Origin of the sequence: Rhodococcus sp. IEGM1339 (assembly GCF_050321925.1) — a bacterium.
GTDB classification, from domain to species: domain Bacteria; phylum Actinomycetota; class Actinomycetes; order Mycobacteriales; family Mycobacteriaceae; genus Rhodococcus; species Rhodococcus pyridinivorans.
This window is the reverse complement of the sequence record NZ_JBNQFT010000009.1, coordinates 112923-136887: the sequence shown is the minus strand read 5'-3', so window position 1 is coordinate 136887 and position 23965 is coordinate 112923. Positions and strand designations below refer to the sequence as shown.

The window sequence follows — 23965 nt, the reverse complement described above, 5'->3', positions numbered from 1 at the left end:
AGGTGGAATAGGAAAATGGATATCGCCACGACACCCCCTACCGAACGTCGCAAGCTCGCACTCGCCGCAGTGAAGGAACTCGGACCCCAGCGCACCGAGAAGGCCGTCCTCAAGGTTCGTTGTCCCAAGGGCCACACCGTAGCGGCGGTGTACAACACCACCGAGGGTCAGGTCGTGGTCTCCCGCAGCGGTCCCGGCGGCCGCGGCAACCGCGACCGCGAAGCGACACCGCACAACGGCACATCACTCAATTCAGAGTATGTGGACACCCTGGAGGTGACGCAGTTCGAGGACGACGCCATTCCGTCGGGATGCGCGTGCGGTCCGCGCTCGCTGTCGCGGAAGAAGATGCAGGACGCCGTGGCGACACACGCTCACGTCATCAACCTGACCTGATCCCTCACAGACCGAAACGCAACTGCACCCGGAACACGTCGAGCACCTCGTCGACCCACCCCAGGATCGACAGCGTCGAATCGATGTTCTGCGGTGGCGTACGCACAAGGGTGTCGTGCCGGAGCAGACGCTCGAAATCCACGGCGACAGGACCGTTTCGCACCGTTCCGTTCGGCGAGCGGAATTCGACGCCGGCACGCACCATCACGTCGATGATCTCCTGGGCGAGGATCCCGTAGGCGACCGTCGTCGGGTGCACACCGTCCAGGGAGAACAATCCCCCGCTGTCGCGACCGCCGTGACCGTCGGCCGACAGGAAACGCGTGTCCGGTACCGGGTCGAGCGCGGCGAGCGTCGGCGGTAGCGGGTACGGCTGCCACCACGCGGGTCGCGCATCGAGGTCGTCGACGTAGCGGCGCGCGGCCAGGCGGTCGAGGATGCCCGCGGTGTCGAGCAGATACCAGTCCAGTCCGGCACGTCGCGCGTCGGCGACCGCTTCGGTGATCGTCTCGTCGAACAGGTCGATCGCGGCGTCGACCATGCGGGCCTGCGCACCGGTGATGTGTTCGTCGCGGCTCGCATCGAAGCGGCGCGCGTCCACCCACGGCCGGGTGTAGTAGGGGAAGTACGGCGAGCCGTTCTTCGTCCCGATCCCCCGGGCGATCGGGGCGATGGTGACGTGCGGGACGGTGCACAGCACCACGTGCCGCGCGTCGATGTCGCGGAGCTTCGCGACGACCGCCGCGAACTCGCTGTCGAAATGTTCGGGCCGCCAGATCGTGTAGGCCTGTTTCGCGTCGAGGTCGCGGAAGTCGTCGCCGCTCCACACGACCTGCAATTCGGTGACGGTCTGCAGCGCGTTGTTCGAACCGAGGAAGACGACGAGTGTCTCGATGCCCGCCTCGGTGTCGCCGTCGTGCTCGGCACCGAGTTCGGCCGCGACGTCGAACAGTGTCATCTCGCGGCGCCGGTCGTCGGTGTTCGGATAGACGTACAGCGCCGCCCGCTCCCCGTTGTTCTCGACGAGTTGCCGCACGAGATCGTCGCGGGGTGTTGCGATGCGTTCGGCGCAGACGCGGGCGGTCTTCTGCAGCGCGTCGCGCAGATCCCAGCCGAAACACGACAGGTTGTGGAGATATCCGACGAGCGGTGGTGTCGCGCCGGGTCCGCGTTCCCAGTAGTCCTCGACCTCGTCCATGAAGCCGCGCGCCGTGAACAGCGCCGTCGGCAGCTCCCACGGTTCGAGCGTCGATCCGTGCCGCTCCTCGATCCGGCGCAACAGCACTTCGACGTTCAGCGGCAGTCCGCCCGGTCCACCGAAGCGCGGGTATCGGAGATCGGCGCCGAGCTCGTGGGCGACGATCGCCGGGACGGAGACGTCGGTGTTGTAGATCGCGCCGCTCCGGAAGCCCTGCAGCAGGGAGTCGCCGAGCGCCACCAATCGGTGTGGCGGTGTGCCGCGGAAGGACCGGGGAACGTCGATGCCGAGGGTCGGGTCGAACACCGGCACCCGCGGCGGCCGGGCGGCACGGGCCACGACCGTGTCGGGTGTGCCCTCCGGGATCTCGTCGGCCGTCATCACGCCTCCTCGGCCCCCTCATCGAGGGTAGACAGACGGCAGCACCGTCGTGGCCGGATCCGGGATCGTCGACGGTGAACCCGATCCGGGCCGGCGCGTACCTTCGGAGCATGAGCGACGCCGACTTCGCCCACACCGATCGCGCCGAGAAGAACCGGCGGGACAAGGCCGTGACCCTGGCCCGGTATGCATGGAACCGCGGCATCTCGGGAGCCGAACTGCTCGCCATGACCGACGAGACGCGACGCAAGCTGGCGCGGGCCGCGGATGCGCATCCGCCGCGCACGATGGAGACCTGGGAACTCGCCGCGAGATTGATGGACGAGAAGACGGCGTGGGCGCAGAAGCACCCGGATCATCCGGCAGCGGTCCGCACCGACGAGGACGAGAAGATCATGTGGGTCAAACCGCCCGTGCGGTCCTGGTTCGAGTGACCTGGAGGAAATTGCCTTGCAGCAGAAGTTACCGAGTGCAACAATTTCCGATCGCCTCACCTCTGTGCAGGTCACCTTCGCCTGACAGCTCGATATTCCTATTCCGACAGGAACACCGTGACCACCACTTCGGAACCTCTGGTTCTCACCCAGCGACGGATCTGGATCATCTTCTCCGCGCTCATCGCGGGCATGATGCTCGCCAGCCTGGACCAGACGATCGTCTCCACTGCCATGCCCACGATCGTCGGGCAACTCGGCGGCGTCGAACACCAGGCGTGGATCACCACCGCCTACCTGCTCGCGGTGACCATCGTGATGCCGATCTACGGCAAGTTCGGCGACGTCTTCGGGCGCCGGTACCTGTTCCTCACCGCGATCGGCGTGTTCACCCTCGCCTCCGCGGCGTGCTCGATGACCGACGACTTCTGGACCTTCGTGGTCTTCCGCGCGATCCAGGGCTTCGGCGGTGGCGGTCTGATGATCCTGTCGCAGGCGATCATCGCCGACATCGTGCCCGCGAGCGAACGCGGTAAGTACATGGGCCCGCTCGGCGCGATCTTCGGTCTGTCGGCCGTCGGTGGCCCGCTGATCGGCGGCTTCTTCGTCGACCACTTGACGTGGGAGTGGTGCTTCTACATCAACGTGCCGGTCGGCATCATCGCGTTCGTCATCACCTGGTTCGCGCTGCGCCTGCCGGTGAAGAAGCCGACGAAGCGGATCGACATCCTCGGCGTGCTCACGCTCTCCCTCGCCACGACCTGCCTGATCTTCTTCACGGATTTCGGTGGCGACGCCGATCGCGGCTGGACCGCTCCGCTCACGTGGATGTTCGGCGCCGGACTCGTGGTGTTCGTGTGCCTGTTCGTGCTCGTCGAGTCGCGGGCGCAGGATCCGATCATCCCGCTGTCGCTGTTCCGCAACTCGATCTTCGTCAACGCCACGGCCATCGGCTTCGTCCTCGGCCTCGGCATGTTCTCGGCGATCGCGTTCATGCCGACCTTCCTGCAGATGTCGTCGGGCACCTCGGCCGCGGTCTCGGGTCTGTTGCTGCTGCCGATGATGGCCGGTCTGATGATCACCTCGATCGGCTCGGGTCTGGCCATCACCAAGACCCAGCGCTACAAGATCTATCCGATCGTCGGTTCGCTCATCACCGCGGCGGGCATGCTGTGGCTGACCACGCTCGAGGGCGACACCCCCCTGTGGGTGATCTGCTCGATGCTGTTCGTCTTCGGTCTGGGTCTCGGCCTGATCATGCAGGTCGTCATCCTGATCGTGCAGAACGCGGTGCCCGCCGACGAGATCGGTACCGCGACGAGCTCGAACAACTACTTCCGTGAGGTCGGTGCGGCGCTCGGTGTCGCGATCTTCGGCACCATCTTCACCAACCGCCTGGCGGAGAAGCTCGTCGAGGTCTTCACCGCGGCCGGTGCGACACCGGAGCAGGCCGGCCAGGCCACCGCGACCGTCGATCCGGCGGCGATGAAGCTGCTGCCCGATCCCGTCCGCGAAGGCATCGTCGACGCCTACGCCGACTCGCTGGCGCCGGTGTTCTGGTACCTCATCCCGTTCCTGCTCATCGCATTCGTCCTGGCGTGCTTCATCAAGGAGATCCCGCTCTCCGACGAAGCACTCATGGTCGCGCGTGGCGAGGCGATCGCCGACCCGTCGAAGGCGGCGAAGGACGACGCCGTCGTGGTCGTCGAGGGGACCGAGTCCGGTGCGGACACTGCGGACAGCGGTTCGAAGCGGTCGTGATCGAATAGGGCCGATCATCGGACGAGGGAACGGAGACGGCACGTGGGACGAACGATCACACCGGTTCGCGTCAAGGACGTGGTGATCGGTGAAGGCGCACCCACGATCCTCGTCCCCGTCACCGGCCGCACCCCCGAGGTGCTGCGCGAACAGATCGCGGCCGTCGCCGAGCGGGCCGACGTCGTCGAATGGCGCGTGGACTTCTTCCACACCGTCGACGACGTCGCCTCGGTGGTCGCGCAGGCCGGCTCGTTGTCCGAGCAGTTGCAGGGCACTCCCCTGCTCGCGACCTGCCGCACCGCCGACGAGGGCGGCGAGATCGCGATCGACGACGAGGCGTACGCCGATCTGACGGTCGCGCTCGCCGAGAGCGGCGCGGTGGATCTGGTGGACGTCGAGTACCGCCGCGGCCGTGCCGCCGTCGAGCGGATCGTCGCGGCGGCCCACGCCTGCGGTGTTGCGGTGGTGGCGTCGAACCACGACTTCGACGCCACTCCGCCGAAGGACGAGATCGTCGCGCGGCTACGCGAGATGCAGGAACTCGGCGCCGACATCTGCAAGATCGCTGTCATGCCGCAGTCGACGGCCGACGTGCTCACCCTGCTCGACGCGACCCGCACCATGCACGAGGACCACGCCGACCGCCCGTTGATCACCATGTCGATGGGCGGCCTCGGCGTGGTGTCGCGGATCGCCGGGCAGGTCTTCGGATCGGCGGCGACGTTCGGGATGGTCGGCACCGCCTCGGCACCCGGGCAGGTCGACGCCGACGAACTGCGCTCGGTGCTCCGCCTCATCGACCGCGCTCGCTGATCACCACACGGCGGCGAGAGCGAGCCCGGCGGCCGCCGCGATGAGCGTGGTCGCCAGGGTGCCCAGCGCGATCGCGCAGGCGGCACCGTAGCGGCGCGCCACGATCAGGCGGACGGAGTCGACGCTGGTCGTGCTGAAGGTGGTGAACCCGCCGCAGAACCCCACCCCGACGACGGCGAGCAACTCCGCGGCGGCGTCGTGGAACAGCACCGCACCGGTGAGCAGCCCCAACAGCAACGAACCGATGACGTTGATCAGCACGGTCGGCCACGGCAGGGACGATCCGGAGCGGGCACGCAGAGCACTGTCGACGACGAACCGCGTCACCGCACCGGCGCTGCCTGCCAACGCCACCCACACCGCGATCATCGCCGTGTCCCTCGGCGACTCCCGAACCACGCGCCCAGCGCGACACCGATGCCGGTCGCGAGAAGGCCGACGAGCACCGTGCCGAGCGCATAGGTTGCCGCGGCGACGAGTTCACCGTCGCGCAGCAGCAGGTCGGTGTCGACCGCGAGCGCGCTGTAGGTGGTGAACGAGCCCAGCGCACCGGTGCCCACCCCGAGCCGGACCACCTGACGCCAGGAGGTGTCGGGACCGATGCGGATCAGTGCCTCGAGCAGGAATCCGAGCAGCAGCGCACCGAGGACGTCGATCGCGAAGGTCGTGACCGGCCAGCCCCCGGACTCGACGGGGAACCACCGGCCGAGGCCGTAGCGGGCACTCGTCCCGAGCAGACCGCCCACGGCGACCGCCGCCAGCGCCGACGGTCGCAGGTGCAGCGCTCTCGGCAGCGGGCGTTCGCCCTCGGTCAGTCCTGGTCCCATAACTTCAGAACCGTAGTGAGGATCTCCTCCGACGCACCGAGACCCCCGAGATGACTCTCGCCGGGCAGGTGGTGGAACTGGGCGTCGGGCAGCAGGTCCACCATGTGCAGGCCGTGTTCGATCGGGATGATGTGGTCGGTGTCGCCGTGCCACCACCGCACGGGCACCTTCACGTCGGAGACGCGGAAACCCCAGTCGCGGGTGAACACGACGATGTCGGCGAACGGCGCGGAGATCTGACGTCGGCTGCCGTTGAGCAGGTCGTCGAGGAACATCGTCTTGAACTCGGGACGGGCGAGCAGGCGGCGGTCGGCCTCGGGTGAGAACCGTCCGTACAGGTCGATGATCGGCGACGCGAACGGGCGCACCACGCGGATCGCCGCGCTCATCGCCACGCCGATGGGGACGCCCGCGGTCTGCAGTGCCGGCGCGACGAAGGCGCCCAGCTTCATCAGGTTGCTGTCGATCGACTCGGGACCGACGACCGGTGCCACACCGCCGAGGACCGCAGCCGCGACGACCCGTTCGCGCAGTGCATAGGCCGCGGCGAGGGTGTAGGGGCCGCCGCCGGACAGTCCGACGAGGGCCATGCGGTCGACCCCGAGGGTGTCGGCGACGATGCGCAGGTCGTCGCTGAACGCGAGGACGTTCTCGTAGATGTGCGGTGTCGACGAGCCGATCCCCGGGCGGTCGATCCCGATGAGGCGGATGTGGTTCCGTTCGGCGAAGGCGCGGGCCTCGATGGGAACCTGGCGGCGCGCACCCGGCGTGCCGTGCAGCCAGAACACCGCGCGGCCCTGGGCCGACCCGAACTCGGCGAAACCGAGCCGGCGGCCCTCCCCGACCGCGACGGTGCCTTCGAGCTTGGGGCGTTCGACGTCCATGGCGCCAGCATGGCACGCACCCGCACGCCCGACCAGCGACCGTCCCGTGGGACGAATCGACGCAACCGAGATGTGATGCACGCTTCCCGAGCGGTTCTCGCCGGAGCGCCGCGAGGACAAGGTGCACAAGTACGCGTGGGCGCCCTTCGGCGGTGGCGCGCATCGGTGCCTGGGCATGCATTTCTCGGGAGCGGAGATCAAGACGGTGCTGCACCATCTGCTGTTGCGTTTCCGCTGGCACGTGCCGGCCGACTACGTCGCGCCGATGAACTTCACGTCGTTGCCGTTCCCGAACGACGGGGGTCGATCCACCTCTTTCCGAGGTGATCGGGCGTAGAAAGAAGGAGTGACCGCCGCCGACGAACTCGACGAACGTTTCGTCACCGCGGTGCGCGCTCTGCCCGGGCACGCACCGCCGACGCGTCCGGTCGACCGGCGGGTCGACGACGACCTGTTGGTGCGGTACTTCGACGCCCAGGTGCAGTCGCGGCACCTCGATGTCGCGGCCCGCACCCTGCAGGGACGCGGCGAAGGCTTCTACACCATCGCATCGGCGGGCCACGAATCGAACGCCGCGCTGGGCCTGTGCACGCGGGTGACGGATCCCGCTCTGCTGCACTACCGTTCGGGCGGTTTCTACGCGGCTCGCGCGTCGCTCGTCGAGGACAGTGCCCCGATCCGCGACGTGCTCGCCGGATGTGCGGCGTCCACGCTCGATCCGATCTCGGCGGGCCGGCACAAGGTGTTCGGCAACGCCGGCCTGAACATCCTGCCGCAGACGTCGACCATCGCCTCGCACATGCCGCGGGCCGTCGGTCTCGCCCTCGCGCTACCGCGGATGCAGCGACTCGGGCTCGACGCGGCGTGGCCGTGGGATTCGGTGGTGATGTGCAGTTTCGGTGATGCCTCGGCGAACCATTCGACGGCCGTCGGCGCCCTGAACGCGGCCGCCTACTGCCGGCACCGCGGGTTGCCGTTGCCGTTGCTGCTGGTGTGTGAGGACAACGGACTCGGCATCAGTGTGCCCACCCCGCCCGGCTGGCTCGAGCGGTCGCTGTCGTCGTATCCGGGGATCGAGTACGGGTCGGTGGACGGCGCCGATGCGGTGGAGATGCTCACTGCCGCAACCGATGCCGTGGAGACGGTGCGCACGACCCGGGCTCCGGTCCTGTTGCACGTGCGGGCAGTGCGTTTCCTCGGCCATGCCGGTTCCGACGTCGAGTCGGCCTACCGCAGCCCGTCGGATCTTGCCGCGGACCACGAGCGGGACCCACTGGTGGGTACGGCCCGTGAACTCGTCGCACGCGGAATGCTCGATGCGGCAGGGGTTCTCGACCGGTACGAGCGGATACGGGTCGAGGTCGGCTCCGTCGCGGACTCACTGACCCGGCCGCCGCGACTGGCGACCGCCGCCGACGTGATGCGTCCGCTCGAATCCGGGCTCGTGCTCGTCGACGACGATCCGCATCCTGCCGGTGAACCGCTCACGCTCGCCCGGGCCGTCACCCGCACGCTCGGACAGCTCCTCGAGGAGGATCCCCACGCCTGCGTGTTCGGCGAGGACGTCGGCCTCAAAGGCGGGGTCTACGGCGTCACCCGAGGGCTGCAGGAGCGCTTCGGGCGCCTGCGCGTGTTCGACACCCTGCTCGACGAGCAGACGATCCTCGGCACCGCGCTGGGCTTCGCCGTCGCGGGCATGCTGCCGATCCCGGAGATCCAGTACCTGGCTTACCTGCACAACGCCGAGGACCAGTTGCGCGGGGAGGCGGCGAGTCTGGCGTTCTTCTCCGACGGGCGGTACCGCAATCCGATGGTCGTGCGCATCGCTGGCCTGCCCTACCAGCGCGGCTTCGGCGGGCACTTCCACAACGACGATTCCGTCGCCGTGCTGCGCGACATCCCCGGTCTCGTGCTGGCCGTGCCGAGTTCACCCGCCACGGCCGGCGCCCTGCTGCGCACGTGCGTCGAGCTGGCTCGTCAGGAGGGCCGGGTGTGCGTCTACCTGGAACCGATCGCGCTGTACCACCGGCGCGACCTCTACGACGAGGGCGACGGACTGTGGCAGCAGATCCCCGACACCGCCGGGCTTCCACCGGGATCGGTGTGCGTCTACGGCGACGGGCGCGACGTGCTGGTGGTGACTTTCGGGAACGGGGTGCCGATGAGTCTGCGTGCCGTCCGTCGCGCGGGAGTCGCGGCAACCGTCCTCGACCTGCAGTGGTTGTCGCCGCTGCCGACGACCGCGCTGCTCGAACACGTCCGCCGCTTCGAGCGCGTGGTGGTGGTCGACGAGACGCGCCGCAGCGGAGGTGTCGCGGAATCGGTCGTCGCGACGCTCGTCGACGATGCGTGGCAGGGCCGGATCACGCGGGTCACCTCCCACGACAGCTACGTGCCCCTCGGGCCGGCCGCGGCGCACGTACTGATGTCGGAGGACGACATCGCGCGGGCCCTGCTGGAGGCGTGATCAGCAGGAAGCGGTATCAGCAGGAAGCGGTATCAGCAGGAGGAGAGGATCCGCGACATCGCGTCGTGTTCAGCCTGGGTGACCCACAGTTCGTAGGTCGTCTTCACCTCGATCTGCCGCACGACGTACTCGCAATGGAAGGCGGTATTCGGCGGCAGCCACTCCGACGCGTCGGAGTCGCCCTTGCCCTGGTTGGTGGGGCCGTCGACGGCGATCAGGTTGCGCGGATCGTTCGCAAGATTCCGCTTCTGCTGGTCGTCGAGATGGCGGGCGCCCTTCTTCCACGCATCCGACAGGGCGACGACGTGGTCGATCTGCACGGCGGACGAGGTCTCGACCCCGCGACGGAAGGAAATCGTCTTCCCCGTGTACGGGTCCTCGAGCGTGCCGGCAGTGACCGTGCACTGCTTCTTCCCGGGCTCGAAGGAGACGTCGACGAGATCGCGCTGCAGGATGTCGTTACGAGTGTCGCAGCCGTTGCGCCCCAGGTCGACGGTCACTTCGTCGGTCCACGCCGAGCCGAACAGTGAGCGGTCGTAGCCGCTCTGCGATTCGGCGGGCCGGACGGGCAATGCCTCCAGCGCCTCGAGGGCTTCGGAGGGGTTCTCGACCGTGCCCCCGCCGGTACCGCCCGGCTCGTCGTCCCCCATCGGTTCGAGGAGGACGACGGCCACGGAGACCACGACGAAGCACAGGATCCAGACCCAACGGGGAACGGACGACGTGCGAATACTCGCCATATGTCGATACTGCTACGAAGTCGTATTGCTACCGCTGCTTCCTACTTCGCGAGCGGGGGCATCTTCACGACCTGGCCCGCATAGGACAGGCCGGCACCGAACGCGAGGAGCAGCGCGGTGGATCCGACCCCGACCTGGCCGGTGCGCAGCATCTTCTCCATCGCCAGCGGGATGGACGCGGCGGAGGTGTTGCCGGTCTCGATGATGTCGTCGGCGACCGCGACGGTCTCGGGCAGTTCGAGCTGCTTGACGATGACGTCGTTGATGCGCAGGTTGGCCTGGTGCGGGACGAAGGCGTCGAGGTCCGCGAGGGCCACGCCGGCCTTGTCGGCGATCTGCCGGGCGAACTTGCTCATCTCGAAGGCGGCCCAGCGGAAGACCGCGGTGCCCTCCATGATGATCCAGGGACGCTTCTGGTCCGGGTTGGTGGCGAAATCGACCCAGTCGGGTTCCTGACGGATCGCGTTGGCCTGCGAACCGTCGGAGCCCCAGACGGTGGGACCGACGCCGACCTCGTCGGACGGGCCGACGACCACGGCACCGGCCCCGTCGCCGAAGATGAAGCGCACCGAACGATCGGTGGGCTCGGTGGTGTCGCTCATGCGCTCGACACCGACGACGAGCACGTGCTCGGCCGTTCCGGCGCGCACGAGATCGGAGGCGACACCGAGGGCGTAGCAGAAGCCCGCGCAGCCGGCCTGGATGTCGAGCGCAGCGGCACCGCCGGTGCCGATGCGTTCGGCGACGAGAGCCGCGGCCTGCGGGGTCTGGAAGGGGTAGGTGGAGGTCGCGACGATCACGGTGTCGATCTGCGCACCCGTGAGGCCGGCGGCCACGAGGGCCTGCTCGGCGGAGCTCGTCGCCATGTCGACGACCGACTCCTCCGGATGCTGCTTCGCGAAGCGGCGCTCCTTGATGCCGGAGCGCGACTGGATCCATTCGTCGCTCGAGTCGATCTGCTGGCAGATCTCGTCGTTGGTGACGATGCGCTCGGGGCGGTGCACACCCAGACCGAGCAGCGCGCTGTTCCTCAGCGGGGCAGGGACAGCGATCTGTGCACCCATCAGACGAACTCCTCCTCCTCGACGTACCGCGTGTCGGCACATCGCATCCGGTCAACGATATCGCAGGTCACGATTTCGTCACAGCGCTACCCCGACGATGCGCTTCCGTAACCCTCACCGCAAGCGGGGGTCCCAATCGCCACGCGAGGCTAGCGTCGCGGTCATGGATGCACAGGCCTGGAACGAGAAGTACGCGGCGTCGGAACTGATCTGGGGCGCGCCGCCCAATCCGGTGATCGTCGAACACGTGGCGTCGCTACCGCACGGTCGCGCCCTCGATCTCGGCTGCGGTGAAGGTCGCCACTCCCTGTGGTTGGCGACGCGCGGATGGGAAGTCGTGGGCGTCGACTTCTCCGAGGTCGCCCTCGACAAGGCTCGGCAGGTCGCTGCGCAGGCGCCGTCCCGCTCACGAGACCGGCTCCGCTACGTCCGCGCGGATGTGACGACCGACTCGTTCGACGGAGAGTATGACCTGATCCTCTCGGTCTTCCTGCATTTTTCTCCGCCACAGCGGAAGGCGCTTCTCGACCACGCGATCAATTCACTGAAACCTGACGGAATCCTCATATTCCTGGGGCACGACGCAATAAATCCCGACGAAGGAGTGGGCGGACCCCAGGACAAGGAAATCCTCTACACACCAACCGATCTCGTCGAGGAAATCGACGGCAGATTGGACATCAGGATTGCCGAACGGCGATATCGGGAAACCGATGCGGGAACCGCGATCGACGCGCTCGTCGTGGCGAGCAAACCACCTCTTGGCAGTTAGTTGTCCGACGAGTAACATGGAGATGTTACCGACGAGTAATAACTTGGGCGGTACTTGAAGCCAGCTGGACCGCACCACACTGGGAGACACCGACGACATGGGCCATTACAAGAGCAACCTCCGCGACCTCGAGTTCAACCTCTTCGAGTTCCTGAAGATTCAGAAGGTCCTCGAAGCAGGCAAGTTCGGCGACCTGGACGAGGACACCGCGCGCGGCATCCTCGCCGAGGTCAAGACACTGACCGAGGGGCCGGCAGCCGAAGGCTTCGCCGACGCCGACCGCAACCCGCCGGTCTTCGACCCCGAGACCCATTCGGTGTCGCTTCCCGAGCCGTTCAAGAAGTCGTTCCGCGCCTGGTGGGACGCCGGTTACTGGTCCATGGGCATCCCCGAGGAGCTCGGCGGCACCGACTCACCGCGCAGCCTCCTGTGGGCCGTCAACGAGATGATGCTCGGCGCCCAGCCCGCGGCCTTCATGTACGCGGCCGGCCCCGCCTTCGCAGGCGTGCTCTACGACAACGGCACCGATGAGCAGAAGAAGTGGGCCGCCACCTGCGTCGAGCGCGGCTGGGGCGCCACCATGGTCCTCACCGAGCCCGACGCCGGTTCCGACGTCGGCGCCGGTCGCACCAAGGCGATCAAGCAGGACGACGGCTCCTGGCACATCGAAGGTGTCAAGCGGTTCATCACCTCGGCCGACTCCGACGACCTGTTCGAGAACATCTTCCACCTCGTCCTCGCCCGCCCCGAGGGTGCCGGCCCCGGCACCAAGGGCCTGTCGCTGTTCTTCGTCCCGAAGTTCCACTTCGACTTCGAGAAGGACGAGTTGGGCGAGCGCAACGGCGTGTTCGTCACCAACGTCGAACACAAGATGGGCCTCAATGCCTCCGCGACCTGCGAGGTCACCTTCGGTGGCCACGGCGTTCCGGCCAAGGGCTGGCTCGTCGGCGAGGTCCACAACGGCATCGCACAGATGTTCGACGTCATCGAGCACGCCCGCATGATGGTCGGCACAAAGGCCATCGCGACCCTGTCGACCGGCTACCTCAATGCCCTCGACTACGCCAAGGAGCGCATCCAGGGCGCCGACCTGACCCAGATGTCCGACAAGACCGCCCCGCGCGTGTCGATCATGCACCACCCGGACGTGCGGCGTTCGCTGGCGATGCAGAAGGCCTACTCCGAGGGCCTGCGCGCCGTGTACCTGTACACCGCGGCGCACCAGGACGACGTCGTCGCCGAGCAGGTCTCGGGTGCCGACGCCGCTCTCGCGCACCGCATCAACGACCTGCTGCTGCCGGTCGTCAAGGGTTGCGGCTCCGAGCGGGCCTACCAGTACCTGAAGGATTCGCTCCAGACCCTCGGCGGTTCGGGCTTCCTGCAGGACTACCCGATCGAGCAGTACATCCGCGACTCGAAGATCGACTCGCTGTACGAGGGCACCACGGCCATCCAGGCGCAGGACTTCTTCTTCCGCAAGATCGCCCGCGACCGTGGCGTGGCGCTCGCCCACATCGCCGGTGAGATCAAGAAGTTCGTCGAGCGCGACGACGCCGACCAGCGTCTGAAGAAGGAGCGCACGCTCCTGGCCACCGCGCTCGGCGAGACCCAGACGATGGTCGCGACGCTCACCCAGTACCTCATGGGTGCGCAGGAACAGCCCACCGAGCTGTACAAGGTCGGCCTCGGTTCGGTCCGCTTCCTCGAGGCGTTCGGCGACCTGATGATCGGCTGGTTGCTGCTCGAGCACGCCGAGATCGCTCTCTCCGCGCTCGATGCCGGCGTCGATGCCTCGGACAAGGCGTTCTACGAGGGCAAGGTCGCGGCCGCGTCCTTCTTCGCCAAGAACGTCCTGCCGGAGCTGAGCGTCGCGCGTCAGATCATCACCGACGTCGACCTCGACATCATGGAGCTCGACGAAGCAGCGTTCTGATCGAACCGCTCACGGCGGTAGCGCGATAGACGAGACCGACGTTGTGCGCGATTTCCCCCACGGATTTCGCACACGACGTCGGTCTCGTCGTTCACCGGAACCGCACACAACCTCCCCGAAGTTTCGAGGACGTCCGCTACTCCTCTTCGGTTCCACCCGCTGCAGGTGCCTCGACTGCCGGCGCTTCGGCCGCAGGCGATTCGGGTGCGGGCGCCGGTGCGTCCTCGGCCTCGGCGTCCTCCGATCCGGTGTCGCCGGAGGTCGCGTCGCCGCCGCCCGAGGGCTCGTCGCTCGGTTCCGGTTCGGGGCTGATGCACTTCACGATCGGGACCGGGTCGTACCGGACCGTGCGGGTCGCGCTCGAGATCTGCGCGCCCGTCCGTGCGTCGGTGACGATCCGGGTGTCGGTGACGGTGAAGCCCTGCGCGCCGCTCGACGGAATGCAGGCCGAACCGGCGGGCAACGTGATCGTGTTGGGCGAGGTGAAGTTCGTGCGGTTGCCGGTGACCGACTGGACGTCGACGGTCTTGGTGCCCCAGATGCGCACCGTGATGTCCGAGCTCGTGCCGATCGTCTGGATCAGGACGCCCGTGTCGAACGGGTTGCGGAACTTCAGGTCGATGGCGCCGTCGTAGATCGTGGCCTCGCGGGCCGCCGGGTACCGGGAGATGTAGTAACTGTGCTCGGTGTGCTCGACGTCTTCCATCCCGGCGAAGTAGGTCGCGTTGTAGAGGGTGGTCGCGAGCTGGCTGATGCCACCGCCCACGGCCTTACCGGGACGTCCGGCCTCGATGATGCCCGACTCGATGTACCCCTGCGCCGCACCGCGCGGACCGGTGTAGTCGTTGAAGGAGAAGGTCTCCCCCGGCTTCACGATGGCGCCGTTGATCTCCTGCGCGGCCAGCCGGATGTTGACGCCGGAAGCGTATTCGAAGCCGCTGGTGGTGAACTCCGAGACCACCTCCCTGATGCCGAGCTTCTCGGCGCCTTCGGTGGTGAGTTCGGGTTCGGCCTTCCTGTACACCGCGTCGGTGCTGCGGTCGCCCGCTTCCTTCAGCAGGTCGGGCAACCTCTCGAGGGTGACGGGCCAGTCGACCATCTCGCCTGTCTCACTGGGCACGATCGTCGGACGACCACCGTCGAGGACGATCCGCGCATCCTTCGGTTCGGTCTCCGACGGGGCGAGCTGCGGCGCCAGGATGCCGATCGCGGCCTCGGTGTCGTACTGCGGTTCGAGTCCGCCCGAACCGTCCGGCACGAACGACAGGACAGCGCCCACCGCATCGCGCGGCAGCACACCGACGGCCCCGTCGAGTCCCCGGACGACCAGATCCTGTGCCACGGCCGGAACGGCGACCTCCGCCAGCGCCCGGTCGAGGCCCTCGCGGGTGACGGTGACGTCGACGCTCTCGACGGGCAGCGAGACATCACCGTACGGCCAGCGCTCGGCGAAGACGTCGCCCGCGACTGCGACGTCGAGCTGCTGGCCGGGCTGCGGCGTCACCGGAACGGGTGTGCCGTCCTCGAAGACGATGTTGCCCTCGCGCGGTTCGTGCGCGGCGGCAGCGGCGGCCTTTTCGATGGCTGCGGACAGGGCGACCTCGTCGCGTGTGGAGACCACGCCGACTTCGTCGTTCCCGAAGAACGACGCGAGTCGCGTGAACGGATTGAGCGGCTGCGAACCCACCTGGTCGAGGGTCGCGGGCCAGTCGATCCCGATCCCGGCCTCCGAGGGCACGATCTGCCCCTGAGTGTCGCCGGCGGTGACGTCGACGGGCATGTCGAGCCGCGGCGTCAGTTGTTCGGTGAGCTCTGCCTCCGCCGCGTCGAGCGACATGCCACCGATCTCGACACCTGCGACGGTGACACCGCGCGGCACCTTGCCCGACGACAACGCCAGATCGGCCACGTAGAACACGGCGAACAGTGCGACGACGCCACCGACGACGAGCGCGATCGTGCGCCGGGGCAGATTCGATCCAGGCTTGCCCGGTTCGTCGCCGTCTCCGCCGGAACCTCGCGGTCCGCCGGTGGGCGGAGGAGTGACAGGAGGCGGTCCCTGCGGCGGCGGACCCGCCTGCATCTGCTGGGTCTGCTGGTCGCCCTGCGGTGGGTGGGCGGCCGAAGGCATTGCCGTCGACGTGGGTGGGACGGGAGCCCCCGCCTGTTCGGGACCGGGCTGTGCCGGGTTCTGTTCCCCCTGCAAACGGAGGAGCCGATCGGTGGCGGCGGACGATCCGTCACCCGGTGCCCGGTTTCCCGGCGCGACGACCGGGATGACCGCGGTGGGCTCCTCCGAGGGATGGCCCTTCTGGGTCGGGGGTTCGTCAGCACCGGTGGGAGGCGCCTGGTTCGTGCCATCGGCTAGGACCTCTGTGGGAGCCTGCGAGGCAGCCGGGTGCTCGGTGTGCGGCTCGGTCACATCGCTCGCCTGCGACTCGGTCACATCACTCGCCTGCGACTCGGTCACATCACTCGCCTGCGACTCGGTCACATCACTCGCCTGCGACTCGGTCACATCACTCGCCTGCGACTCGGTGACACTGCTCGCCTTCGCCTCGGCCACCTCCCGGTGAGGATCGACCGCTGCGAACCGCTCGGTAGGAGCCGACGCGCCTTCACCCTCACGAGCGGATTCCGGCGACGAACCGATGTTCTCGGTCCGTGCGTCGTCGTGCTCGTGAGGGGACTCGTCGGTCCCGTTGCTGCCGCTCACCCAGATCCCTTCGCAAAGCTGGGCACGCCTTCGAATTCGCGCGCCGACTACCTGCTTTCAAGGGTAGTGCCCCGGTTCAGAGCGGCTGCGCCCGGAATGCGAAGACCCCGCGTTGCTACCAGGTCGGGGGTCAGGCAGCAGCGCGGGGTCGATGGGTCTATCGCTGTCCGTCGCGGAGCGTTACACACCGAACGGAACTTTTTCTCTCAACGACTTCCGAGGGGGGTCGATCAGGCCTCGAGAATCGCCGTCACACCCTGTCCACCTGCGGCGCAGATGGAGATCAGGCCGCGGACGGGCTTGCCCGTCTCCTGCTTCTTCTCGTGCAGCATCTTGGCCAGCGAGGCCACGATCCGGCCGCCGGTCGCGGCGAACGGGTGGCCGGCCGCGAGCGACGAGCCGTTGACGTTGAGCTTGCTGCGGTCGATCGAGCCGAGCGGGGCGTCGAGGCCCAGCTTGCCCTTGCAGTACTCCTCCGATTCGAACGCCTGGAGGGTGGCGAGCACCACGGAAGCGAACGCCTCGTGGATCTCGTAGAAGTCGAAATCCTGCAGGGTCAGGCCGTTGCGCTGCAGCAGGCGCGGGATGGCGTAGGTGGGTGCCATGAGCAGCCCGTCGCCACCGTGGATGTAGTCGACCGCGGCGGTCTCGGAGTCGACGAGGTAGGCGAGCACGGGGAGCTTGCGCTCGGCGGCCCACTCCTCGCTCGCCAGCAACGCGGCCGACGCGCCGTCGGTGAGCGGCGTCGAGTTACCGGCGGTCATGGTAGCGTCGCCCAGCTTGGTGCCGAAGACCGGCTTCAGCGTCGACAGCTTCTCGACCGACGAGTCGGGACGCAGGTTGTCGTCGCGGGTCAGCCCGAGGAACGGGGTGACGAGGTCGTCGAAGAAGCCCCGGTCGTAGGCGGCGGCCATGTTGCGGTGGCTCGCCACGGCCAGTTCGTCCTGCGCCTCGCGGGAGACACCGAATTCCTTGGCGGTGATCGCGGCGTGCTCACCCATCGACAGGCCGGTGCGCGGCTCGCCGTTGCGCGGGATCTCGATGCCGAGCATCGACGGGCGGACGTTGCCGAGCAGCTTGACCCGGTCGGCCGTGGTGCGGGCCCGGTTCAGGGAGAGCAGGAACTCGCGGAGCTGGTTGTTCACGGCGATCGGGGCGTCGGAGGTGGTGTCGACGCCGCCGCCGATACCCGCCTCGATCCGTCCGGCGGCGATGGCGTCGCCGACCGCGATGATCGACTGCAGGCCGGTGCCGCAGGCCTGCTGCAGATCCCAGGCCGGGGTGTAAGGGCTCAGCGCGCTGCCGAGCACGCTCTCGCGGACGAGGTTGAAGTCGCGGGCGTGCTTGAGGACCGCACCGCCGACGACGGCACCGAGGCGCTCACCCTGCAGGTTGAAGCGGCCGACGAGACCGTCGAGGGTGGCCGTGAACATGTCCTGGTTGGACGCGCGGGCGTACTTGCGGTCGGACCGGGCGAACGGGATCCGGTTGCCTCCGAGAACGGCGACACGGCGCTGCTGCGTGGAACGGGCTTTGGTGGTCACTGGTGTCTCCCGGTTTCGGACGGATTCGAATTCTGGCTACTATTCTTACTCACGGGTAAGTTTGTTGTCGAACACGCTTGCTGTCGAACACTGCAACGACGACCGAATCGAAGAAGGTGGAATCGTGGCCGAAGCCAAGGGCGCACCCAAGCTCTACGCCCAGCTCATCTCGTCCGCACCCGGAGCGTTCCTCGCCAAGCAGTTCGGTCTGCCACAGCCCGAGAAGCTCCGGCGCTACCAGCCCGGCGAGCCCCCGCTCCCCGGCCCCGTCCTGCTCGGCGGCAACGGCCGCCTGGTCGAACCGATCCGCAACCTCCTGAGCGACTACACGTTCGCCGAGCCGTCCGACACGAAGTTCGGCGCACTCGTCTTCGACGCTACCGGCATCACCGACCCCGCGGGGCTCGAACAGCTCTTCACGTTCTTCCAGCCCACCTTGCGCAATCTCGCCCCGAGCGGCCGCGTCGTCGTCCTCGGCACCACGCCCGAGGAGGCCGGGTCGGTCGACGAGCGCATCGCCCAGCGCGCCCTCGAGGGCTTCACGCGCAGCGTCGGCAAGGAACTGCGTCGCGGTGCCACCGTGCAACTCGTCTACGTCTCCCCGAAGGCCGCGACCGGCCTGTCCGGCGTGGAGTCGACGCTGCGCTTCCTGCTCTCGGCGAAGTCGGCCTTCGTCGACGCCCAGGTGATCCGCATCGGTGAGGGTGACGCCACCGCCCCCGAGTCCTGGGAGCGCCCGCTTGCCGGCAAGGTCGCGGTCGTCACCGGCGCGGCCCGCGGCATCGGCGCGACGATCGCCGAGGTCCTCGCCCGCGACGGCGCGACCGTCGTCGCCGCCGACGTCCCCGCTGCAGGCGACGCGCTGACCCAGACCGCCAACAAGGTCGGCGGCACCGCCTTCGCGCTCGACGTCACCGCCCCCGACGCCGGCGAGAAGCTCGCCGCTCACCTGCTCGAGCGTCACGGCGGCGCCGACATCATCGTCCACAACGCCGGCATCACCCGCGACAAGCTGCTCGTCAACATGGACGCCGCTCGCTGGAATTCCGTGATGGGCGTGAATCTGATCGCCCCGCGGAAGATCACCGACGTGCTCGTCGAGAAGGGCGCGCTGAAGGAGGGTGGCCGGGTCATCGACGTGTCGTCGATCGCCGGTATCGCCGGTAACCGCGGCCAGACCAATTACGGCGCCTCGAAGGCCGGTGTCATCGGCCTCGTCCAGGCGACCAGCGAGGCGCTCGCCGACAAGAAGATCACCGTCAACGCCGTCGCTCCGGGCTTCATCGAGACCGCCATGACGGCCGCGATCCCGGTTGCCACCCGCGAGGCCGGTCGTCTGATGAGCTCGCTGCAGCAGGGCGGTGAGACCGTCGACGTCGCCGAGACCGTCGCGTGGTTCGCGAACCCCGCGTCGAGCGCCGTGACCGGGCAGGTCGTGCGCGTGTGCGGCCAGTCCATGCTGGGGGCCTAGATGGCACGGATCGAACTGCCCTCGCTGCCGTCGACCTTCGACATCTACAGCCGGGCCGTACTCGGGGCGCTGCCCGTGGTGGGCGCGTCGGGCGACAGTCTGCCCGACGACGTCCTGGTCCTGCGGTCGCTGAAGGTCGATCCCGACGATCTCGCCGAGTACACCAAGGTGTGCGGGTTGCGGTTCGGCGACAGCCTGCCGCTGACCTATCCGTTCATCCTCACGTTCCCGCTCGTGATGAAACTGATGGTGTCGAAGGGCTTTCCGTTCGCCGCCGTCGGTTCGGTGCACGCCGAGAACGTGATCGAGCAGTTCCGGCCGATCTCGGTCACCGAGCCGCTCGACATCGCGGTGCACGCGGAGAACATGCGCGAACACCGTAAGGGCCTGCTCGTCGATCTCGTCAGCGAGGTCAACGTCGGACGCGAGTTGGTGTGGCGGCAGACGTCGACCTTCCTGCACCAGCAGCGCACGTCGCTGTCGGGTCAGCCCAAGCCGGAGCCGAAGGAGGAGGAGATCCCCCCGGTCCCCACCTCCACACTGCGGGTCGACCAGAAGGTCATCGACCGCTATGCGGCGGTCTCCGGTGACCGCAACCCGATCCACGTGTCGACCCTGGGCGCCAAGGCCTTCGGATTCCCGAAGACCATCGCCCACGGCATGTGGAGCGCGGCGGCCACCCTCTCGGCGGTCGAGGGACGGATCCCCGGCAAGGTGACCTACGCGGTGCGATTCGGGAAGCCGGTCCTGCTGCCGTCGTCGCTGAGCCTGTATGCGCAGCACGTCGCCGACGGATGGGATCTCGCACTGCGGCATCCGAAGAAGCAGTACCCGCACCTGACCGCCACCCTGCGGTAGGGCGGGGAATCACCGAGATTTCGGGCGGGGCGGGACGCGATGGGGGCGTCCCGCCCCGCCCGAACCCTCGTGCGGTGAATATCCTTGTGGCCGAGGTGTTCCCGGCGGGACGGATCAGTGCATCTGATCGGAGCGCTTGCGTCCCGCGAGACCGCGCCACGCGAGGTTCTCGAGCAGATCCGCTGCCTGCTGCACATCGATCTCACCGCCGGCGATGCGGTCGGCGACGGCCTCACCGGCACCGACGAGCGCGACGGCCATGATCGTGAAGTTCGTGTCGGGTTCCGGATCGCGCGTGCTCGATTCGAGCAGGTGCGCGGTGAGTTCGATCAGCCGGTCGCGGCTGCCCTGCACCTGGGGCGCGAAGGCCTGCTGCGACAGCGCTTGACGATAGAGGACCATCCACGACGGCCGGTGCTCGTCGACGAAGCCGAGGAACGACTCGAGCGCGACCCGCAGTTGTTCACGCGGGGCGAGGGTGGGGTCGCCCGCCGGTGTGAGTGCCTCGACGAACCGCTGCCCTTCGCGGGCGATGCACGCCGCGAACAACTCGTCCTTCGACCCGTAGTACAGGTAGAGCATCGGCTTGGAGATCGACGCCCGCGCCGCGATGGCGTCCATGGATGTGTTGTGGAAACCGTGCTCGGAGAACACTTCGACGGCGGCGTCCAGCATCTGTTGCTCGCGGACCGCACGCGGCAGTCGCTTGGTTCCGCCCGCCATGACTCCTCCCGGACTCCTCGAATGAAGTTCTTACTCTACGGTAGGAAGCCTGGGGTCGAAGCAACCTGCGACATTTCAGCAGTCCAGAGCGCCCTTCGCGCGTGTCACGGTCCGTACCGACTCGTCGACCCATTCCGGTGAGAGCGTGCCCTCCGCGACGACCTGCTCGAGATGGTCGAGCACGGCGGGCACCTCGTCGGTGGTCAGCCACAGTGCCTGGTTCACGCCCGCCACCATCGCGGCCTCGACGGCCTCGGTGATGCCGTAGGTGTCGGTGATCGCGCGCATCCCCGACAGATCGTCGGTGAAGATCACGCCACCGAAGGCGGGGCCGCCGTAGGCACCCGAGCGGAGCAGGTCCACCGCTGCCGGGCTGATGCTCGCGGGCAGCCCGCCGGTCAGACCCGGCACGTCGAGGTGGCCGAGCATGACGCCCACCTCGGGCGAGACCAGGCTGCGGTACGGCACGAGATCGCTCTGCTGCAGTTGCTCGATCGGTGGGGTGGTCACGGCACCGGTGTGCGAATCACCGGAGGCCGAGCCGTGTCCCGGGAAGTGCTTGAGCACCGGCATGATGCCCGCGTCGATCAGTCCCCGCGCGTAGGCGCCGGCGTACTGCGTGACGACCTCGGGATCGTCGGAGAACGAGCGGTCGCCGATGACGGAGTCGTCGGGCTGGCTGCTCACGTCGACGTCCGGCGCGAAGTCGACCGTGATGCCCAGCGACTTCAGTTCCTGTCCACGTTCGAACGCCATTCGGTAGGTCTCGTCGACCGTCATCGTCTGCGCCGTCACCCGCGCGGACGGATCGGGCCCGAACAGGTCGCCCACGCGCGACACGCGGCCGCCCTCCTCGTCGATCGTGACCATGAGCGGCAATGCGCTCCGCGCGGCCACCTGCGGCACGAGACGGTCGGTGAGCATCGACGCGTCGGTCCAGCTGCCGATGAAGATGCCACCGATCTGCTCGGATTCGACGACGGCCTGCACGTCGGCGGCTCCGGTGACCCCGACGTTGAGCAACTGGGCGAGCTTCTGCCGCAGCGTCAACCGGGCGAGCAGATCGTCGCCGCAGGTCGCCGACGTCGCGGCCGCGGTCGCCTCGGTGGTCGTGGCGGTCGCTGTGGTGGACGAGGCGGGCGCGGTGTCGGACGTCGTCTCGACCGGGTCGTCGCCGCCCGAATCGGACGAACCGCATCCCGCGGTGGTGAGGGCGACCGCGAGCACGGCGGCGACAGTGTGACGGATCCGCATGGTGCCGACGGTAGCGGACGAACCTCGCGGATCCACAGCTCGAACCTCCCCCGGGGACGCTCCGGCGGGTTAAGGTGCACCCGAGCATCCGAATCCGACCCAGGGGGTACGCGGTGGGCGCAGATCTGATCCTCATCGCCTACGACGGTTCCGAGAACTCGAAGCGTGCCGTGCAGTATGCGGGTCGTTTCCTCGAGTCGTGCCGTGCCGTCGTCGTCACCGCCTGGGAGCCGATGGTCCGGCAGGCCGCCCGCATGTCCGGCCTGTCCGGTGTCATGCAACCCGACTGGGTGCCCGACGAGGACAGCGAGGACGTCGCCCTGTCCGACGCGCGCATCACCAACGACGAGGGGCTCGAGATGGCCCGCTCGGTGGGTCTGCACGCCGAGGGCCGCACCGTCGAGGTCGTCAACGCGGTGTGGTCGGCGATCATCGAGGCCGCCGACGAGCTGGACGTCGACATCATCGTCACCGGCACCCGCGGCACCACCGGTCTGCGGTCCCTGTTGCAGTCGTCGGTGGCCGATCACGTGCTCCGGCACAGTCACCGGCCGGTCCTGATCGTGCCGCCGGGTCGCTGACGCCCCGCACCGGGTCACCGGCGCCGGGTGCGGGCAGGGATATTGTCGATCCACCATGGACGGATTCCTGCTCTCGCGCACCGAACGCTCGGTGCACGCCACCGGCACCCGCCGGTTCTTCGACGACGTCCACTCCGCCACGCAGGCACTCCGCAGCGGTAAGGCGACGATCGTCGTCGGTGCACTGCCGTTCTCGCGGCACCGTCCGGTGGCCCTCGCGCAGCCCGACGACGTCGAGATCCTCGACGGCCCGTGGCAGGCCCCGCCCGACCTGTCGGACCTGCCGCCGGTGCGGATCTCCGCCGAACTGCCACTGCCCCGCGTGCACGTCGAGCGGGTGCGCCGGCTCGTGGAGCAGATGTCCCTCGGGGAGATGGAGAAGGTCGTCGCCGCCCGGCGGGTCGCCCTCGAGGCCGACGCACCGCTCGACCCGCTCGCTCTCGCGGCCCGCATGATCGAACGCCATCCCGACGCGGCGACGTACGCGCTGGATCTGAGCGCGGCGGGCGAACGCTATTGGGGTCACACGCTGGTCGGGGCGACGCCCGAACTGCTCGTGAGCCGCCGTGGCGAGACCGTCACGTGCCGTCCCCTCGCCGGGACCGCCGCGCGCCGGGCCGATCCGGACGAGGACCGCCGCGCCGGTGAGGATCTGCTGACCTCGGACAAGAACCTCACCGAGCACGGTTACGTCGTCGACTGGATCCGCACGCGACTGGCCCCGCTGTGCAGCGACCTCGACATCCCCGACAAGCCCGAGCTCACCGCGACACCCGATGTCTGGCATCTCGCCACGCCGGTCACCGGCACCCTCCGCGACCCCGACACCGACGCGCTCACCCTCGCCCACGTTCTGCACCCCACCCCGGCCGTGGCGGGCACCCCCACCGAGGCCGCGCTGGACGTCATCTCCCGGGTCGAGGGCGACCGGCGCTTCTACGGCGGCGCGGTAGGCTGGTGCGACGAACAAGGCGACGGCGACTGGTTCGTCGCCATCCGGTGCGCGGAGCTCAGTTCCGACGGCCGACGCGCCGTGGCCTGGGCAGGAGGCGGCATCGTGGCCGACTCCGACCCCCTCGCCGAACTCGACGAGACCACCGCGAAACTGCGCACACTGCTCGGCGCACTGGGCGTCTAGCGCACCGCGG

The 23965-nt window shown here is 68.3% G+C and carries 21 protein-coding genes and 1 pseudogene; 12 read left to right on the top strand and 10 right to left on the bottom strand.

The annotated features are described in order from the left end of the window. The first annotated feature begins 15 nt into the window (after positions 1-15). A complete protein-coding gene (locus ACQR3U_RS11870) occupies positions 16-396 on the top strand; it encodes a hypothetical protein (RefSeq protein WP_016696235.1) in 381 nt (126 codons plus the stop codon). Positions 397-400: 4 nt separating this feature from the next. Here the strand turns inward: ACQR3U_RS11870 and ACQR3U_RS11865 are convergent, their stop codons facing one another. Next, on the bottom strand, positions 401-1975 hold the full coding sequence (locus tag ACQR3U_RS11865; RefSeq protein ID WP_230810551.1) for a hypothetical protein: 1575 nt from the start codon (positions 1973-1975) through the stop codon (positions 401-403). A gap of 110 nt (positions 1976-2085) precedes the next feature. Here ACQR3U_RS11865 and ACQR3U_RS11860 point away from each other — a divergent pair, with 110 nt between their 5' ends. From ACQR3U_RS11860 to aroD, 3 genes are all read left to right on the top strand, one after another. Beyond that, positions 2086-2409 (top strand): hypothetical protein, encoded by a 324-nt coding sequence (locus ACQR3U_RS11860; protein ID WP_024102029.1) that lies wholly within the window; start codon positions 2086-2088, stop codon positions 2407-2409. Between the two features lie 117 nt (positions 2410-2526). Continuing rightward, the gene (locus ACQR3U_RS11855; protein WP_230810552.1) at positions 2527-4170 is read left to right on the top strand and encodes an MDR family MFS transporter; all 1644 of its coding nucleotides are present in this window, start codon (positions 2527-2529) and stop codon (positions 4168-4170) included. Between the two features lie 42 nt (positions 4171-4212). After that, a complete protein-coding gene (gene aroD / locus ACQR3U_RS11850) occupies positions 4213-4983 on the top strand; it encodes a type I 3-dehydroquinate dehydratase (RefSeq protein ID WP_230810553.1) in 771 nt (256 codons plus the stop codon). On the opposite strand, the gene crcB is transcribed toward aroD, so the two are convergent. From crcB to ACQR3U_RS11835, 3 genes are read right to left on the bottom strand one after another with little or no spacing between them, the layout of a single operon-like run. Then, complete coding sequence (gene crcB, locus ACQR3U_RS11845) at positions 4984-5352, bottom strand: fluoride efflux transporter CrcB (protein WP_064256207.1); 369 nt, start codon at positions 5350-5352, stop codon at positions 4984-4986. It lies immediately after the preceding gene. Continuing rightward, positions 5349-5810: a fluoride efflux transporter FluC gene (locus ACQR3U_RS11840; protein ID WP_230810554.1), complete on the bottom strand. Its 462-nt coding sequence runs from the start codon at positions 5808-5810 to the stop codon at positions 5349-5351. Before ACQR3U_RS11840 ends, crcB begins: the two co-directional genes overlap by 4 nt. Beyond that, positions 5795-6694 (bottom strand): alpha/beta fold hydrolase, encoded by a 900-nt coding sequence (locus tag ACQR3U_RS11835; protein ID WP_230810555.1) that lies wholly within the window; start codon positions 6692-6694, stop codon positions 5795-5797. The genes ACQR3U_RS11840 and ACQR3U_RS11835 overlap by 16 nt, the downstream gene beginning before the upstream one ends. 85 nt (positions 6695-6779) lie before the next feature. Here ACQR3U_RS11835 and ACQR3U_RS11830 point away from each other — a divergent pair. Both ACQR3U_RS11830 and ACQR3U_RS11825 read left to right on the top strand, forming a co-directional pair. Further along, positions 6780-7031 (top strand): annotated as a pseudogene (locus ACQR3U_RS11830) (cytochrome P450); the annotation flags it as partial. 9 nt (positions 7032-7040) lie between these two features. Then, entirely contained in the window at positions 7041-9161 is a 2121-nt protein-coding gene (locus tag ACQR3U_RS11825; RefSeq protein WP_230810556.1) for a thiamine pyrophosphate-dependent enzyme, read from the top strand. A gap of 32 nt (positions 9162-9193) precedes the next feature. Here ACQR3U_RS11825 and ACQR3U_RS11820 read toward each other — a convergent pair whose 3' ends face one another. After that, the gene (locus ACQR3U_RS11820; protein WP_024102037.1) at positions 9194-9901 is read right to left on the bottom strand and encodes an HNH endonuclease family protein; all 708 of its coding nucleotides are present in this window, start codon (positions 9899-9901) and stop codon (positions 9194-9196) included. 41 nt (positions 9902-9942) lie between these two features. Then, entirely contained in the window at positions 9943-10965 is a 1023-nt protein-coding gene (locus ACQR3U_RS11815) for a beta-ketoacyl-ACP synthase III (protein ID WP_230810557.1), read from the bottom strand. Positions 10966-11128: 163 nt separating this feature from the next. Between ACQR3U_RS11815 and ACQR3U_RS11810 the strand changes: the two genes are divergently transcribed. Further along, complete coding sequence (locus ACQR3U_RS11810; protein ID WP_230810558.1) at positions 11129-11737, top strand: SAM-dependent methyltransferase; 609 nt, start codon at positions 11129-11131, stop codon at positions 11735-11737. 97 nt (positions 11738-11834) lie between these two features. Then, entirely contained in the window at positions 11835-13670 is a 1836-nt protein-coding gene (locus ACQR3U_RS11805; RefSeq protein ID WP_006552663.1) for an acyl-CoA dehydrogenase, read from the top strand. A 136-nt stretch (positions 13671-13806) separates the two neighbouring features. Here ACQR3U_RS11805 and ACQR3U_RS11800 read toward each other — a convergent pair whose 3' ends face one another. Further along, positions 13807-16386, bottom strand: coding sequence for a VanW family protein (locus ACQR3U_RS11800; protein ID WP_428692121.1), 2580 nt, complete (start codon positions 16384-16386; stop codon positions 13807-13809). A gap of 230 nt (positions 16387-16616) precedes the next feature. Then, a complete protein-coding gene (locus ACQR3U_RS11795) occupies positions 16617-17930 on the bottom strand; it encodes an acetyl-CoA C-acetyltransferase (RefSeq protein WP_006552665.1) in 1314 nt (437 codons plus the stop codon). A gap of 124 nt (positions 17931-18054) precedes the next feature. Here ACQR3U_RS11795 and ACQR3U_RS11790 point away from each other — a divergent pair, with 124 nt between their 5' ends. After that, positions 18055-19401 carry a 3-oxoacyl-ACP reductase gene (locus ACQR3U_RS11790; RefSeq protein ID WP_019290889.1) on the top strand — a complete coding sequence of 449 codons (1347 nt, stop codon included), beginning with the start codon at positions 18055-18057 and terminating at the stop codon, positions 19399-19401. Further along, positions 19402-20259 carry a MaoC/PaaZ C-terminal domain-containing protein gene (locus ACQR3U_RS11785; protein ID WP_033096310.1) on the top strand — a complete coding sequence of 286 codons (858 nt, stop codon included), beginning with the start codon at positions 19402-19404 and terminating at the stop codon, positions 20257-20259. It begins immediately after the preceding gene. Positions 20260-20373: 114 nt separating this feature from the next. On the opposite strand, the gene ACQR3U_RS11780 is transcribed toward ACQR3U_RS11785, so the two are convergent. Both ACQR3U_RS11780 and ACQR3U_RS11775 read right to left on the bottom strand, forming a co-directional pair. Beyond that, positions 20374-20982: a TetR/AcrR family transcriptional regulator gene (locus ACQR3U_RS11780; protein WP_006552668.1), complete on the bottom strand. Its 609-nt coding sequence runs from the start codon at positions 20980-20982 to the stop codon at positions 20374-20376. Between the two features lie 75 nt (positions 20983-21057). Then, complete coding sequence (locus tag ACQR3U_RS11775) at positions 21058-22236, bottom strand: glycoside hydrolase family 3 N-terminal domain-containing protein (RefSeq protein ID WP_230810560.1); 1179 nt, start codon at positions 22234-22236, stop codon at positions 21058-21060. Between the two features lie 113 nt (positions 22237-22349). Here ACQR3U_RS11775 and ACQR3U_RS11770 point away from each other — a divergent pair, with 113 nt between their 5' ends. Next, entirely contained in the window at positions 22350-22817 is a 468-nt protein-coding gene (locus ACQR3U_RS11770; RefSeq protein ID WP_019290888.1) for a universal stress protein, read from the top strand. A gap of 55 nt (positions 22818-22872) precedes the next feature. Beyond that, positions 22873-23955 carry an isochorismate synthase gene (locus ACQR3U_RS11765; RefSeq protein WP_064061924.1) on the top strand — a complete coding sequence of 361 codons (1083 nt, stop codon included), beginning with the start codon at positions 22873-22875 and terminating at the stop codon, positions 23953-23955. Positions 23956-23965: the final 10 nt, after the last annotated feature.

Excerpts from the sequence above, each read along its gene's own strand:
- ACQR3U_RS11785 (WP_033096310.1), top strand. The coding sequence starts at position 19,402 with ATGGCACGGATCGAACTGCCCTCGCTGCCGTCGACCTTCGACATCTAC.
- ACQR3U_RS11810 (WP_230810558.1), top strand. The coding sequence starts at position 11,129 with ATGGATGCACAGGCCTGGAACGAGAAGTACGCGGCGTCGGAACTGATC.
- ACQR3U_RS11805 (WP_006552663.1), top strand. The coding sequence starts at position 11,835 with ATGGGCCATTACAAGAGCAACCTCCGCGACCTCGAGTTCAACCTCTTC.
- ACQR3U_RS11865 (WP_230810551.1), bottom strand. The coding sequence starts at position 1,975 with ATGACGGCCGACGAGATCCCGGAGGGCACACCCGACACGGTCGTGGCC.
- crcB (WP_064256207.1), bottom strand. The coding sequence starts at position 5,352 with ATGATCGCGGTGTGGGTGGCGTTGGCAGGCAGCGCCGGTGCGGTGACG.
- ACQR3U_RS11820 (WP_024102037.1), bottom strand. The coding sequence starts at position 9,901 with ATGGCGAGTATTCGCACGTCGTCCGTTCCCCGTTGGGTCTGGATCCTG.
- ACQR3U_RS11870 (WP_016696235.1), top strand. The coding sequence starts at position 16 with ATGGATATCGCCACGACACCCCCTACCGAACGTCGCAAGCTCGCACTC.
- ACQR3U_RS11780 (WP_006552668.1), bottom strand. The coding sequence starts at position 20,982 with ATGGCGGGCGGAACCAAGCGACTGCCGCGTGCGGTCCGCGAGCAACAG.
- ACQR3U_RS11765 (WP_064061924.1), top strand. The coding sequence starts at position 22,873 with ATGGACGGATTCCTGCTCTCGCGCACCGAACGCTCGGTGCACGCCACC.
- ACQR3U_RS11860 (WP_024102029.1), top strand. The coding sequence starts at position 2,086 with ATGAGCGACGCCGACTTCGCCCACACCGATCGCGCCGAGAAGAACCGG.
- ACQR3U_RS11840 (WP_230810554.1), bottom strand. The coding sequence starts at position 5,810 with ATGGGACCAGGACTGACCGAGGGCGAACGCCCGCTGCCGAGAGCGCTG.
- ACQR3U_RS11775 (WP_230810560.1), bottom strand. The coding sequence starts at position 22,236 with ATGCGGATCCGTCACACTGTCGCCGCCGTGCTCGCGGTCGCCCTCACC.
- ACQR3U_RS11815 (WP_230810557.1), bottom strand. The coding sequence starts at position 10,965 with ATGGGTGCACAGATCGCTGTCCCTGCCCCGCTGAGGAACAGCGCGCTG.
- ACQR3U_RS11835 (WP_230810555.1), bottom strand. The coding sequence starts at position 6,694 with ATGGACGTCGAACGCCCCAAGCTCGAAGGCACCGTCGCGGTCGGGGAG.